This is a genomic window from Flavobacterium sp. RSP46, assembly GCF_003984825.1.
In the GTDB taxonomy this organism is placed as follows: domain Bacteria; phylum Bacteroidota; class Bacteroidia; order Flavobacteriales; family Flavobacteriaceae; genus Flavobacterium.
Map to the genome: position 1 here is coordinate 144,196 of NZ_RYDM01000001.1, position 14,749 is coordinate 158,944.

At 35.0% G+C, this 14,749-nt stretch carries 16 protein-coding genes; 12 read left to right on the top strand and 4 right to left on the bottom strand.

What is annotated here, in order from left to right; genetic code table 11:
* The first annotated feature begins 4 nt into the window (after window positions 1-4).
* A complete protein-coding gene (gene purD / locus EKM01_RS00635; RefSeq protein ID WP_126766243.1) occupies window positions 5-1,279 on the top strand; it encodes a phosphoribosylamine--glycine ligase in 1,275 nt (424 codons plus the stop codon).
* Window positions 1,280-1,306: 27 nt separating this feature from the next.
* On the opposite strand, the gene EKM01_RS00640 is transcribed toward purD, so the two are convergent.
* Window positions 1,307-1,537, bottom strand: a complete 231-nt coding sequence (locus tag EKM01_RS00640) for a uracil phosphoribosyltransferase (RefSeq protein WP_126454980.1) — start codon at window positions 1,535-1,537, stop codon at window positions 1,307-1,309.
* Between the two features lie 143 nt (window positions 1,538-1,680).
* On the opposite strand from EKM01_RS00640, the gene EKM01_RS00645 reads away from it, so the two are divergent.
* Entirely contained in the window at window positions 1,681-2,610 is a 930-nt protein-coding gene (locus EKM01_RS00645) for a DUF6427 family protein (RefSeq protein WP_126766245.1), read from the top strand.
* Here EKM01_RS00645 and upp read toward each other — a convergent pair.
* Window positions 2,605-3,258, bottom strand: a complete 654-nt coding sequence (gene upp, locus EKM01_RS00650) for a uracil phosphoribosyltransferase (RefSeq protein ID WP_126561355.1) — start codon at window positions 3,256-3,258, stop codon at window positions 2,605-2,607. The two genes, EKM01_RS00645 and upp, sit on opposite strands and share 6 nt — an antisense overlap.
* An 86-nt stretch (window positions 3,259-3,344) precedes the next feature.
* Here upp and EKM01_RS00655 point away from each other — a divergent pair, with 86 nt between their 5' ends.
* A complete protein-coding gene (locus tag EKM01_RS00655) occupies window positions 3,345-3,950 on the top strand; it encodes a DUF4254 domain-containing protein (RefSeq protein WP_126563525.1) in 606 nt (201 codons plus the stop codon).
* A gap of 43 nt (window positions 3,951-3,993) precedes the next feature.
* A complete protein-coding gene (locus EKM01_RS00660) occupies window positions 3,994-5,001 on the top strand; it encodes a glycosyltransferase family 9 protein (protein WP_126766249.1) in 1,008 nt (335 codons plus the stop codon).
* A gap of 237 nt (window positions 5,002-5,238) precedes the next feature.
* On the opposite strand, the gene EKM01_RS00665 is transcribed toward EKM01_RS00660, so the two are convergent.
* Both EKM01_RS00665 and EKM01_RS00670 read right to left on the bottom strand, forming a co-directional pair.
* Window positions 5,239-5,784, bottom strand: coding sequence for a GNAT family N-acetyltransferase (locus EKM01_RS00665; protein WP_126766253.1), 546 nt, complete (start codon window positions 5,782-5,784; stop codon window positions 5,239-5,241).
* Between the two features lie 174 nt (window positions 5,785-5,958).
* Window positions 5,959-7,011 carry a ferredoxin--NADP reductase gene (locus EKM01_RS00670; RefSeq protein WP_126454992.1) on the bottom strand — a complete coding sequence of 351 codons (1,053 nt, stop codon included), beginning with the start codon at window positions 7,009-7,011 and terminating at the stop codon, window positions 5,959-5,961.
* A 151-nt stretch (window positions 7,012-7,162) separates the two neighbouring features.
* Here EKM01_RS00670 and EKM01_RS00675 point away from each other — a divergent pair, with 151 nt between their 5' ends.
* The 8 genes from EKM01_RS00675 (at window position 7,163) to EKM01_RS00710 (ending at window position 14,712) form a co-directional block, all read left to right on the top strand.
* Window positions 7,163-7,504 (top strand): PadR family transcriptional regulator, encoded by a 342-nt coding sequence (locus tag EKM01_RS00675; protein ID WP_091259149.1) that lies wholly within the window; start codon window positions 7,163-7,165, stop codon window positions 7,502-7,504.
* Window positions 7,505-7,514: 10 nt separating this feature from the next.
* Entirely contained in the window at window positions 7,515-8,186 is a 672-nt protein-coding gene (locus tag EKM01_RS00680; RefSeq protein WP_126561352.1) for a hypothetical protein, read from the top strand.
* A gap of 6 nt (window positions 8,187-8,192) precedes the next feature.
* Entirely contained in the window at window positions 8,193-8,894 is a 702-nt protein-coding gene (locus tag EKM01_RS00685; RefSeq protein ID WP_126561351.1) for a hypothetical protein, read from the top strand.
* 47 nt (window positions 8,895-8,941) lie between these two features.
* The gene (locus EKM01_RS00690; protein ID WP_126561350.1) at window positions 8,942-10,411 is read left to right on the top strand and encodes a DUF5687 family protein; all 1,470 of its coding nucleotides are present in this window, start codon (window positions 8,942-8,944) and stop codon (window positions 10,409-10,411) included.
* Window positions 10,412-10,461: 50 nt separating this feature from the next.
* The gene (locus tag EKM01_RS00695; protein ID WP_126563518.1) at window positions 10,462-11,157 is read left to right on the top strand and encodes an ABC transporter ATP-binding protein; all 696 of its coding nucleotides are present in this window, start codon (window positions 10,462-10,464) and stop codon (window positions 11,155-11,157) included.
* Between the two features lie 324 nt (window positions 11,158-11,481).
* Complete coding sequence (locus EKM01_RS00700) at window positions 11,482-14,106, top strand: tetratricopeptide repeat protein (RefSeq protein WP_158616076.1); 2,625 nt, start codon at window positions 11,482-11,484, stop codon at window positions 14,104-14,106.
* A 2-nt stretch (window positions 14,107-14,108) separates the two neighbouring features.
* Window positions 14,109-14,519, top strand: a complete 411-nt coding sequence (locus EKM01_RS00705; RefSeq protein WP_126457781.1) for a polymer-forming cytoskeletal protein — start codon at window positions 14,109-14,111, stop codon at window positions 14,517-14,519.
* On the top strand, window positions 14,485-14,712 hold the full coding sequence (locus tag EKM01_RS00710; RefSeq protein ID WP_126455003.1) for an AtpZ/AtpI family protein: 228 nt from the start codon (window positions 14,485-14,487) through the stop codon (window positions 14,710-14,712). The genes EKM01_RS00705 and EKM01_RS00710 overlap by 35 nt, the downstream gene beginning before the upstream one ends.
* The last annotated feature ends 37 nt before the right edge of the window (window positions 14,713-14,749 follow it).

Here is a 14,749-nt window from a genome sequence, read left to right on the forward strand (position 1 = left end):
ACACATGACAATTTTACTACTGGGTTCGGGCGGAAGAGAACATGCTTTTGCGTGGAAAATGATTCAAAGTCCGCTTTGTGATACACTTTTTGTAGCACCAGGAAATGCTGGAACAGCTTCAATAGCTACTAATGTGGCTATTAGCCCAACTGATTTTGAAGCTATAAAAACGTTTGTTCTTCAGGAAAAAGTAGCAATGGTTGTGGTAGGACCAGAAGATCCTTTGGTAAAAGGGATTTATGATTTCTTTCTAAACGATGCTACATTAAGTCATATTCCGGTTATCGGTCCATCAAAAATGGGGGCACAACTCGAAGGAAGTAAAGAATTTGCCAAAGAATTTCTAATAAAACATAATATTCCAACGGCTGCTTACGATAGTTTTACTGCTGAAACAGTAGAAAAAGGATGTAAATTCCTAGAAACATTGCAACCGCCGTATGTTTTGAAAGCAGATGGTTTAGCTGCCGGAAAAGGGGTGTTGATTATTCAAGATTTGGCAGAAGCCAAAGAAGAATTAAGAAATATGCTCGTGCATCAAAAATTTGGTGCCGCCAGTTCTAAAGTCGTTATCGAAGAATTTCTGGATGGTATAGAATTAAGCTGTTTCGTTCTTACGGATGGAAAAAACTATAAAATCCTGCCAACTGCCAAAGATTATAAGCGCATAGGTGATGGTGATACAGGTTTAAATACAGGCGGAATGGGAGCCGTTTCTCCAGTTCCTTATGTTGATGCTGTTTTGATGGAAAAAATAGAAACACGCATTGTAAAACCTACAATTGACGGTTTCCAGAAAGACGGAATTGCATATAAAGGCTTTGTTTTTATTGGATTGATTAATGTAAAAAATGAGCCAATCGTAATAGAATATAATGTGAGAATGGGTGATCCGGAAACTGAGGTGGTTATACCGAGATTGAAAACGGATTTAGTAGAATTATTTTTGGCTGTCGCCAATGAAAAACTAGACGAAATTAATCTGGAAATTGATGAAAGAAGTGCTACTACCATTATGGTTGTTTCCGGTGGATATCCGGAGGAATTCGAAAAAGGAAAAGTAATTTCAGGATTAGAAACCATTGAAGATTCGATTGTTTTTCACGGAGGAACTACACTCGATAACGGAAATGTAGTTTCTAACGGAGGAAGGGTTTTGACTGTAACTTCGTATGGAAATGATTTTGAAGAAGCCATAAAAAAATCCTACCAAAACATAGACAAGCTACATTTTGATAAGATGTATTTTAGAAAAGATATTGGAAACGACTTAAAATAGTTTCCAGTTATCGCTCATTTTTAATTCTTATTTTAAGAAAGAGTGAGCGGTAGTATCTTGTTTTTCTGTTCCTGCTTCTTCAAAAATTTTCAATTGTTTGATCCAATATACCATTGCTGAGGCACAAATAATCATGAAAATCCAGTTAATTGTGTTTGCAGCAAACCAAGAGGTAAGCTCTAGTGAGCGTAAAAAGTCTAGAGGAGCAAATAAAATATTTACAAATAAGTATTGTATTCCTTCGAAAAATGCTTTCATAATGTATAAAATTAATTTTAGTAGTTGTCTTTTGGGAACTCTGACGGGTAAAAATTCTTATTTAGAAGAATCTTTTTGAACTTGCAGGGTTTGCTTTTTAAACAAGTATTATATTTACGAACACAAAAGTATAAAATATCCGTATGATAACAAGTATTTTTAGAAAATCTACACCATTAAATTTTTCATTTGTCGTAATTTTGATGCTGGTTTTCTTTTCTATATACCAATTTCAAGATTTATCGTGGGTGAATTCCTTTTTTTCGATCCTAAATAAAGCAGGATTGTTCTGTTTTGTAGTGGCTTCTGTTTTTATTACCGATTTTGTGGCCAAAAAAAATGGATTGAGCAAAGACAGTACCTACACGATTTTTTTTTACTTTTTGTTGTTGCTTTTTTCCCCAACTATATTCGACAATACAAATCTGATTATTTCGAATTTCTTCATTTTATTAGCCCTACGTCGATTGATTTCATTGCAGTCCCTGAAAGCTTCTAAAGAAAAAATATTTGATGCCTCATTGTGGATTTTTCTGGCTGCTTTATTTCATTTTTGGAGCATAATCTTTATCGTATTGGTTTTTATATCTATAATTTTTCATGTTTCCAGAGATTATAGAAACTGGATGTTGCCTTTTATTGCTTTTTTTATTGCAGGAATTATGTTTCTGCTTTTTGCAACAGTTTTCAACCTGAATGTGGTTGATTACGTTTTGAAAAGTGTAAAAATTAATTTTAAAATTGATTATTTCACTACCAATTATCAAAACGGCGCCTTGTCTATTTATGCAACAATCGCGCTATTTTTTCTGGTTTCGATGTTTGCCACATTATCTAACAGGCCACAATTGGTGCACACTTCTTTCAAAAAAATTGTTGCTTCGTTTTTTATTGGGGTACTTATTTTTCTGATTTCATCAAATAAAAGCAGCGACTTATTAGTGTTTACATTTGCTCCTTTGGCCATTATGGCAACCAGTCACATTGAACTGCCTCAACTTAAACTAAAACAGGAAATGGTACTATTTGTGCTTATTGCCTGCAGCTTGTTTGCTTTTTTTACGCAATTATAGCTTTTCACCGTAGGCTAAATCACCTGCATCTCCTAAACCGGGAACAATATAACTGTGCTCATTTAGCTTTTCATCTAATGTACCGACCCAAAGATGACAATTTTCCGGCAAATGTGCTTCCAGATGCGCGATGCCTTCAGGAGCAGCAATAACGACCGCAATGTGAATCTCTTTAGGTGTGCCTCTCTCCATCAATTTATTGTAAACCGCAACGATAGATTGACCGGTGGCAAGCATAGGATCTACTAGTACTAAATTTTTGTTGTTGATGTCAGAAATGGCCTCGTATTGCACAAGTATATCAAAGGAATCATCATGGTTTGGATGGTGCCTAAAAGCAGAAACGAAACCATTTTCGGCATAGTCAAAATAATTCAGAAAACCCAAATGTAATGGCAATCCGGCCCGTAGAATGGAACATAAAACCAATTGATCCTTGATTTCAGTGGTTTTTTTAAGGCCTAATGGTGTTTTGATTTCTACACTTTTATACTGTAATTCTTTACTCAATTCATACGCCATTATTTCACCAATACGTTCAATGTTTCTTCGGAAGCGCATGCTGTCATTGTGAACGTTCACATTTCTAATCTGCCCTAAAAAATGATTTAGGACGCTGTTTTCCTCTGATAAATAATGGATTTGCATGATCGTATTTTTGTAATTAAACTTATAGTTATTTTTATATGGTATAAAAGTATAAAAAGTATCTTTGTCTTTTAATATATAAAGATATGTTTTCAAAATTAGCGTACTCCGTATTCGAACAAAGTATCAACTATTATCATCAATTTGATAATGTGGATCAGCCCATAAATAATCCTTTCCCAAAGGATAAATTTGAACATTTGTTGTATCACAAAAACTGGATTGACACCGTGCAATGGCATTTTGAGGATATTATTCGGGATCCAAATATTGATCCGGTTGCCGCTTTGACCTTAAAAAGAAGAATCGATGCTTCTAATCAGGAACGTACCGATATGGTGGAATATATTGACAGTTATTTTCTTCAAAAATACAGTGCTGTAAAAGTAAAAGACCAAGCAAAAATCAACTCCGAAAGTCCGGCTTGGGCTTTTGATCGATTGTCGATTTTAGCCTTAAAAATTTATCACATGAATGAAGAAGCTACTCGTACAGAAGCTTCACAAGAGCACAGAGATAAATGTCAGGCTAAGTTGAATATTTTATTGGAACAAAGAACAGATTTGTCAACTGCCATTGATGATTTATTAACAGACATTGAAAATGGCAATAAATTCATGAAAGTGTACAAACAAATGAAAATGTACAACGATGATGATTTGAATCCTGTTTTGTACCAAAACAAGAAGTAATTTAAACCCTCTTTTGTCAAAAAAAATCCAACATATAGCCGTCATGAGACTTTCCGCAATGGGAGATGTCGCCATGACGGTTCCTGTTTTACGCGCTTTTGTAAACCAGCATCCGAATGTTAAAATCACAGTGATTTCCAGACCGTTTTTCGAACCTTTTTTTGAAGGAATTCCGAATCTTTCTTTTTTTGCTTTCGATGAAAAAGTACGACACAAAGGGGTTGCAGGATTGTTGCGTTTGTTCCAAGATTTAAAAGGTTTAAACATTGATGCTTTTGCCGATTTACACAATGTCTTGCGCTCTAAAATCATCCGAAACCTTTTTGCTTTAAGCGGAAAAAAAGTAGCTTCTGCGGATAAAGGAAGAGCCGAGAAAAAAGCGCTGACCAAGCCAGAAAACAAAGTGTTCCAGCAACTCCCTACGATGTTCGAAAGACACGTTAAAGTATTTGAACAACTCGGTTTTACAATTAATTTATCACAACCTGAATTTCCTCAAAAAGCAGTTTTGAGTCCAGCCATTCTAGCGATAATTGGAGAAAAAAATCAAAAATGGATTGGAATTGCTCCTTTTGCACAATACGATTCTAAAGTGTATCCGTTGGATTTAATGCAGGAAGTAATTGACAAATTAGCTCTGGACACAACCAATACCATTTTGCTTTTTGGCGGTGGAAAAAAGGAAATCGAAATCTTAGATTCGCTTGCTGCTAATAAAGAAAACATGATTGTTGTTGCGGGGCAACTCAAATTGCGACAGGAATTACAACTCATTAGCAATCTTGATGTAATGCTTTCCATGGATTCTGGGAATGCACATATTGCAGCAATGCTAGGCGTAAAAGTGATTACACTTTGGGGCGCGACGCATCCGTATGCAGGATTTTCACCGTTTAATCAGCCATTGGAAAATTCTTTGGTTTCCGATAGAAATATGTTTCCAAAATTACCGACTTCGGTTTACGGGAATAAAAAAGTAGCTGGTTATGAAGATGCGATGCGTACGATTTTGCCGGGGACAGTAGTTTTAAAAATAAAAATGTTTTTTTGAACCATTAAGGGATTTAAGGTGTGGTGCAACTTAATTATGTAATAGTTTTAATTGCTTTTCTAATAACAAAATCTGGTAACATTTGAAATATTTCACCTGAAAACTTAATGTTTCCCAGTTTCTTACAGCTTAGGAAAAGGTGAGACTAAATTTTATCGATTACTCGATATTCAAGGATAAGACAACTTCAAATTAAGCCTAAAATCAAATAAAGTAAAACTGTCCTTAGAGGTAATTTTAGTTAGTTTTTTTATAATTCATGTTAATTAAATTCCAATATATCATATCATTTTCTATTCTTATTTGTGTAAAATTAAATTTATTGAGAAGATTTATCGAACTACTATTTTCGGTTAAACAATTTGCAGTGATTTCTTTTATTATTTCGTTTGAGAAAGCCCATTTTATTATTTCTCTTACTGCTTCTTGTGCGAAACCTTTTCGTCTTTCCTCTTTAATTATGCCATATCCTATATCAATATTTTCCTCTTTATTGTTAAATCCTTTAAATCCTAAATCTCCAATTATTTCCAAGGTATCTTTTTTGATTATCATCCAAGATTCATAACCCGTTGGAGAACCTACTTTAGTTAGATTATTAATAATTCTCGGTAATGTTTCTAAAACATCACTGTCTGGCCAACTTTTTCCTTTTTGATAGTTCCATTTTTCTAAATCACTAAAATCATTGTTTAAAATATTTTGACAAAATGAAATTGTAAAAGGTTTAAGTATTAATTTTTCAGTTATTAGTTGTTCAATTTCAATTTTTTTAATTTTCATGTTTTTTTGTAGAAGATTATCAAAGTAAATAAATATAAGGTTACCTCATAGGATTTAAAACAGCTTAGATTTTCACTGTACTATTATTCTACTAATATACTACAAACCAAAACCTCCTTAAAATAAAAAAACTTCCCTTTTCAGAGAAGTTTTCGTTATCATTTAGACTATTTCCTAAACATCATCATAATCTACATAGATAGTTTCAGAGGTAGGATGCGCTTGACAGGTAAGAATAAGTCCATCTGCGATTTCTTTATCGGTAAGGATAGAATTTTTCGTCATTTCGGCAGTTCCGGAGGTAATGCGAGCCAGACAGCTGCTGCAAATTCCGCCTTGGCAGGAGTACGGAGCATCAAGGCCTTGTTTTAAAGCGGCATCAAGAACGGTTTGTTTTTGTGACATTTCAAAAGTCGTTTCCTCATCATCCACCATAATCGTGATTTTGGTATGTCCACCCAATGATTTTTTTATTTGATTTTCTTCGGCAGACGGAGTGAAAAGTTCAAATTTTATAGCCGATTCCTTGACATTATTTTCTTTTAAAACATCCGAAACCGTATTGATCATTGTTTCCGGACCACACAAATAGAATTTTTCGAATTCTAATTCTTTGTGTTTATTTTTCAAAATGAAGTTGACGGTTGATTTTTCAATTCTGCCGAATAATTCACCTTCAATTTTGGACTGACTGTATACATAGTGAACAAAGAAACGAGCTACATATTTTTGTTGTAAATCATGTAATAGTTGGTGAAACATGGTTTCTTCTGGAGTTTTATTTCCGTAAACCAAGATAAAACTGCTTTTAGGTTCGCTGCTGAGAACACTTTGAATGATGGATAAAACCGGAGTAATTCCGCTTCCGGCTACAAAAGCTGCATAATTTCTGGCGCGATCCGCATCAGCAACAAAGGTAAATTTTCCTTCTGGAGTTCCTACTTCCAGGGTATCTCCCGCTTTTAGTTTTGTATTAGCCAATTGAGAAAATGCACCACCTTTTACGGCTTTTACCGCAATTCGCAATTCGCCGCTTTCCGGAGAAGAACAAATGGAATACGCACGACGGATCTCTTCACCGTCAAGTTTCAATTTTAAGGTTGTGTATTGACCAGCCAGATAGGTATAAAAAGCTTTAAATTCTAATGGGACGTTAAATAAGACCGAAACCGAGTCTGTGGTTTCTCGTTTAACTTCTTTAATGTTTAATTTATAGAATGACGACATGATGTTTTTTTTGCAAATATAGTAAACAGAATAGGTTTTTTGAATTCAAAATATTTGAAATTTAACATACATCACTAAGTTATGTATAAGTTTCTTATGTATATTTGTTAGGTACAATCGAGATGATTCCAAAACGCTCAATGACAAAAAAATGAAAAACTCACAATTATACAAAGGAAGTCTGAATACGATTATCATGAAATTGCTCGAAGAAAACGGCAAGATGTACGGATATGAAATCACTCAGAAAGTAAAGTTAATTACCCAAGGCGAACTCAACATCACCGAAGGTGCTTTGTATCCGGCCTTGCACAAACTGGAAGCCGAAGGTTTGCTGGATGTAGAGATCGAAAAAGTGGATAACCGCATGCGTAAATACTACAAACTCACGGAGAGTGGTCAGAAAGAAACCGTAAACCGACTCTCAGAACTCGAAGATTTCATTCGGAATATGCAGAGTTTAGTGAACCCAAGTCCAAAATTAGAATTTTAATTTTTTGAAGATGAAACTAACCACCCAACAAATAGAATATATAGCTAATTATGTAAAGTCCTTTGACATCAAATGGTATGAATTGCAAGTAGAATTTACAGATCACATGGTAAGCAGTATAGAGGAAATTTGGGAGAAAGATCCCGAACTTACTTTTCATCAAGTGAAACAATATGCTGAAAATAAGTTTACAGAGGATTCTAGTTTTAAAGCGATTCAAGAGGAAAGAAAACGTATTTTACAAAAATTGTACAGAAAAGTACAATGGAAAATGATAACTGAATATTTGAAGTTTCCTAAAATTTTTGGAAGTATTCTTTTAGTATATCTCGCTTATACTTTTTCAGCTTATTTTGTTAGTCCTCAGAAATATTTAGCGGTATTATTTTGTTCTTTATTACTCATTGGTTTGCCATCGTTATATTACTGGTGGAAAAGCAAAGAAATTGATGGTAAGCACTTTTTAACTTTAGAAACCTTAAACCCTAATCTTTTGGTATTTTCTTTTCCTAATTTGGGAATGAGTATGAGTAATCTACTGAAACAAGAATTAGTCCAATACCAATGGTTGGTATTACTCTTTTGTTGTATTTGGGTATTAGGAATTTTGATTTCAATTACAGCAATTCACCTTCAAAAAGAAACAAAGGAAAATGTCAAAAAACAATACCAACTGAATTAATTTCACATGAAACTAACCCACCAACAAATAGACCAACTTTACCTTTTTACCCGTCAGCATTATGTGGAATATTACGATCTACAAACGGAATTGGTCGATCATTTAGCAAACGCTATTGAAACTGAATGGGAACAAAATCCTAGACCAACTTTTGACGAAGTTCTACATAAAGAGTTCAGGAAGTTTGGCGTTTTTGGTTTTATGGATGTGGTAGAAAGTCGGCAAGTAGTTTTAGGAAAAAAATACAACCGTATCGTATGGAGTCATTTCAAAGGTTTTTTTACCATACCTAAAATTATATTAACTGGGTTTTTGATTTTAGCAGTGTTTTATTTTCTTAAAGAATATTATACAAAAGAGATTTTTACCGCAACGATGCTTTTTTTAATTAGTAGTATGCTGCCTTTTTTGTTTTTTGAAAACAGAAAAATGAAGAAGCGCAAGCAGGAAACGGGAAAAATTTGGCTTTTTGAAAAGATACTATCTAATTATGGAACTTTTCCGTGGTTAATGATTTTGCCCATTCATTTTTTTAATATCATTAGAATTGATCGAATTTCAAATCCAAGTGACTTGGTACTATTTTGCATGAGCCTGTTTATAGTCTCAATGTCTTTGGCGATTTTCATTGTATTAAAAATAATCCCTTCCAAAGCTGAGGCCTATTTAAAACAAACCTATCCGGAATATAAATTAGAAAATTTGTAACGTTTTCTCATTTTGACTACCTACTATAAAACCAAAAGAACCAAACTATGATTCAAAAATTTCTTTATCTCGAATGGAAAGCATTTTTTAGGTCAGCTTCCTTCGCAACTAATTTGGCTTTGAAAATCCTGATGGGTTTTGTTGCCATTTATTTCATTTTAATTTTCTTGGCATTAGGAGTCGGGGCTTTTTATATTCTGAAGAAAATGAATCTGGATCCAATTGTTACCGTAAATCAATTCCTGATTTATTATGTGTTGATGGATTTAATCATCCGATTGCTGTTGCAAAAAATTCCGGTAATGAACATTCGCCCCATGTTAATTTTCCCCATAAAAAAATCCACGATTGTTCATTTCTCACTAGGGAAGACGGTTTTGTCCTTCTTCAATTTGGTGCACTGTTTTTTCCTGATTCCGTTTTGTGTTGTTTTAATTATCGAAGGCTATGATGTAGTTTCCGTAATGCTTTGGTACACTGCAATCTTTTCTTTGCTATTTACCAACAATTTTCTAAATATTCTACTGAGTAATAAAGACAATTTATTTGCCATTTTCTTAGCACTAGCTGCTATTTTAGGAGGATTACACTATTACGGACTCTTTAATATTACGGAGTTTACAGCGCCATTTTTTAATGCTATTTTCAATACGTATTGGGCTTTTGCCATTCCGGTTTTGGTTTTAATCGTGCTATATTATATTACTTTTCAGTATTTCAAAAAGAATTTATACCTCGATGCGGGGTTGTCAAACAAACATGATGAAGCCAAAACAGAAGAGCTGACTTGGTTAAACCAATTTGGAACCATAGGAACCTTCTTGAAAAACGACATAAAATTAATCAAAAGAAACAAACGTTCTAAAACCACTGTGGGATTGAGCGTCATGTTCCTTTTTTATGGCTTTCTTTTCTTTACTAATGGGATTGAAGCGTATAATAATCCTATAATGCATATTTTTGCAGGGATATTCGTTTCGGGTGGATTCTTAATCACTTTCGGACAATTTGTACCGAGTTGGGACAGCGCGTATTACCAATTAATGATGACGCAAAACATTCCGTACAAAGGCTATTTGAGTTCGAAGTGGTGGCTGATGGTAATTGCTACAATTGTGACTACAACCATTGCTTCGTTTTATCTTTACTTTGGATGGCAGGTATATTTAACCATTGTTGTGGGTGCCATTTATAACATTGGAGTCAATTCTCATTTAGTTTTATTGGGTGGCGCGTACACTAAAACACCAATCGATTTGAGTTCCGGGAAAGGCGCTTTTGGAGATAAAAAAGCATTCAATGTAAAAACGATGCTAATTTCACTGCCGCAATTAGGATTGCCCGTTTTACTGTATTGGGCCGGTTCTACTCTAGCTGGTGCTAATGTGGGATTAGCCATAGTGGCTTCGGCAGGAGTGATAGGTTTTGCATTCAAAGACAAAGTTTTCACCTTGATTGAAAAAATCTATAAATCAGAGAAATACGCAACCATTGCGGCTTACAAACAAAAAGGATAAATAGCAATCACATTATCCAAACAACCAGTTAACCGACTAAACTTCAAAAAATGATACAAGTAAATAACCTTTCGAAAACATACAACGGAACAACCGTATTAAAAATAGATACTTTAGAAATAAAAAAAGGCGAAAGCTTTGGATTAGTAGGGAATAACGGAGCCGGAAAAACCACTTTTTTCAGTCTTTTATTAGATTTAATTCAGCCATCAACGGGAAATATTATCAACAATGACATTCAGGTAAACACCAGCGAAAACTGGAAACCGTTCACCGCTTCTTTCTTGGACGAAAGCTTTCTCATTGGGTACTTGACGCCCGAAGAATATTTTTATTTCATTGGCGATTTACGCGGACAAAACAAAGCCGATGTGGATGCTTTACTGGCAACACACGAAGAGTTTTTCAACGGAGAAATCCTCAATAACAAGAAATATTTACGCGATTTATCCAAGGGGAACCAGAAAAAAGTAGGCATCATCGCCACTTTAATTGGGAATCCGGAAGTCATTATTCTGGATGAGCCGTTTGCCAATTTAGATCCCACGACCCAATTTCGATTAAAAAAAATCATCAAGGATTTAGCGGGTAATCCGGAAGTAACCGTTCTGGTTTCTAGCCACGATTTACTACACACCGTTGAGGTCAGCAACAGGATTGTTGCGCTGCACAAAGGCGAAGTGGTCAAAGACATTCAAACTTCGGAGGAAACCTTAAAGGAATTAGAACTATTTTTTGCCGTTTAAAATTCAACGCAACAGTCGTAGACTAAACTTTTACCGCTAATTTGCTAATTGCATTTATTAATTTAAATGTTCAGTTTGCGAATTAGCGGTTTTTTTTGGGCGTAACCCTCCGTGATTGCTTCGTCGTTCCTCCTCGCAACTTCGGGTCGGGCTGTACGCTGTATCCACGCTAAAAAGCGAGGGATGCCGCTTCCATCCCTTACGCACGATAGGAAAACCGAAATATAACACCATAATTTTCACGATAGCAAAAAGAAATGTATTTTTACCACTAAATATACTAAAACGGGTATTTACTAGTTAATTGATAAAAAACGTTTTCCATTGAAAATCAATAGATTCAAGCAGTTATTTTTCTTTTTCTTTTTTTCTTTTTTGGCAGCCTGTTCTACCAAGAGAGATACTTTTATGGCAAGAAATTCACACGCGTTAAGTACCAAGTATAATATTTTATATAACGGTCAAGTAGGATTGGAGAAAGGAGTTCTGGCGGTAAATGCCAATAGCGATGATGATTTTTGGCAACTTCTGCCGGTAGAAAAAATGCAAATTGTAGAAGATTTTACTTCCACAACAAAACCTAAAAATACCGATTTTGAATTGGCAGAAGCCAAAGCGACCAAAGCCATTCAAAAACATTCGATGAACATTGGTGGCAGAGAAAAAAACAGTCAAATAGACGAAGCGTATCTGATGCTTGGAAAAGCCAGGTATTACGACCAGCGATTTGTTCCGGCACTCGATGCTTTCAATTACATTCTCTACAAATATCCAAACAGCAGCAAGATTTATGAAGCCAAAATTTGGCGGGAAAAAACAAACATGCGTCTGGGAAATGATGCTTTGGTCATAAAAAACATCAGTAAATTAGTAGAAGATCACGACCTGAAAAATCAAGTTTTTGCGGATGCAAATGCCCTTTTGGCCGCTTCTTTTTTTAATTTAGAAGAAAAAGACAGCGCCGTTGCTAAGATCAAAAACGCGATTGAATTCACTAAAATAAATCAGGAAAAAGCACGATACCGTTTTGTTTTGGGACAACTGTATCAGGGATTAGGATACAAAGACAGCGCGGTTGCATCCTATCAATCCGTGATTGACATGAACCGAAAATCCGAAAGAAGATTTGTCATTCAGGCGCATGCCAAAAAAGCCGAATTGTTTGATTATGAAAAGGGAGATTTTAATTCTTTTGTTGAAACCTACGATGAATTAATAGAAGACAGAGAGAACAGGCCTTATAAAGATATGATTTTTCATCAAATGGCAGTGTTTTATGATAAACAAAACAGACAGGAACAAGCCTTAGATTTTTATAACGCCTCGTTAAAGACCAGTTCAAAAGACACCTATTTAGTAGCGTCAAATTATAGAAATTTAGGAAACCTGTATTTTAGAAATGCGGATTATCCTGTGGCGGCAAAATATTATGACAGTACCTTGGTTAAATTGAATACAAAATCAAGGGAGTTTAATAAAATACAAAAAATAAGAAGCAATCTCGATGAGGTGATTTTGTATGAAGCGCTAGCAAAGCGAAATGACAGCATCCTGAATGTGGTGGCGATGAACCCTGCGGATCGTCAAACTTATTTTGAAAAGTATATCGTTCAACTAAAAGAAAAAGAGGAGGCCAAAAGACTTTTAGCGGAGCAAAATAAAGCAAAACAGGAAAACATAGAGCGGAATAATTCGATTGGATCGGCAGGTTCGGCTTCAGATCAAGAGTCCGCAAAACCCATTCGGAAATCACCCATGATGCCACCAACCATTCCCAGCGCGACGACCCAATCAGCGGGTAGTTTCTATTTTTATAATCCTACAACAGTTGCTTTTGGAAAAGTAGACTTCAAGAAAAATTGGGGCGAAAGGAATTTAAATGGGAATTGGAGACTTTCATCAGGAAATGCTAACCCAACTTTGGCCGCTGCTTCGGTTGAGAACAGTCAATCCGTTGAAAAGAAAACGGAATCAAATAAAATTATAGAAAAACACACACCGGATTTTTACCTGAAACAGCTTCCTACGGCACAAATCGAGTTAGACAGTATAGCCAAAGAACGTAATTTTGCTTACTATCAATTGGGTATTATTTATAAGGAAAAATTCAAAGAAAATAGTTTGGCTATTGCAAAACTGGAACAATTATTAAACAATAATCCAGAGGAAAAACTGGTGCTTCCAGCGATGTATAATTTGTATAAATTATATCAAATCACCGATGTAAACATGGCAACTGCGATGAAAAAGGAGATAACAATTCGGTTTCCGGATTCGCGTTATGCACAAATAATTAACAACACCAATCCGGATGCAATTTCTCAAACTGAAACCCCGGAAAGCGTCTATGCTAAGTGGTATAAAGCATTCCAAGAAGAGCAATTTATTGCCGTTATAGAGCATTCAGACAGCTTGATTACTCAATTTTCAGGCGAGGATATTGTATCTAAATTCGAATTGCTCAAAGCAAGTGCCATTGGAAAACTAAAAGGTGTGACGGCCTACAAAAACGCATTACAAGAGGTGGCTGATAATTATCCAAATAGCGAAGAAGGCAAAGGAGCACAGGTTATTTTGAATGACCAAATCCCGTTTTTAGAGAAAATGGAGTTGAATACAACGGATTCAAATAATTGGAAAATTCTATATCAAGTAGGTTCTCGTGACGATAAAAATACAAAAGCAGTGGAAGAAAAAATTAAAATGTTCATAGCCAGTGAAAATCTTCAGAAACTATATTATTCCTATGATATTTATACGGAGAAAGAAAATTTCATTACCATTCACGGTATAAAATCACGGGTTTATGCAACTGACATAACATTGGTTTTAGCAGAGAACATAAAATATAAAATCACGGATGCCGCAATAGTGGTTTCAGGTGAAAACTACAAAGTAATCCAAATCAAGAAAAATCTCGAAACGTATTTGGTACCAAAAAAGCAATAATTATGTTTGATAAAAAAGCAAAATCCTATACCGATCTTTTAGGAAAAACGAATCGGATTGTTGAAGGAACTACGATAAAAGGCGATATTATTTCGCAGGCTGATTTTAGATTAGACGGAAATTTAATTGGTAATTTTCAGTCAGAAGGAAAAATAGTGATTGGACCCGCAGGAAGTGTCACTGGAGATATTGTATGCAAAAATGCGGACATCGAAGGAAAATTTGAAGGTAAAATTCAGGTAACCGAAGTATTGAATGTAAAATCAAAGGCCAGTATTCATGGAGAAGTTATTGTAGGGAAATTAGCAGTAGAGCCAGGCGCTGATTTTAGTGCATCTTGTGCCATGAAAACAAATATTAAAAATGTAATGCAAAACGATGGACAACAAACCACCCCCGAAAAGAGCGAATAAATGGCTGCAGTTCATTAATATTCCAATTCAAATGGGAGTTATCATATTTTTGTTTTCCTATCTTGGGGACTGGTTAGACGAGAATTATCCCCATCCAAGAGTATATTACAGTAAAATTGTAGTGATGGTTGGCGTGGTTTTGGCATTGTACAATGTAATCCGTCAGGTAAACGAAATCAATAAAACGCAGTAATTTTTCAAAATAAAAAGCGTAAAAACCAATCGTAACA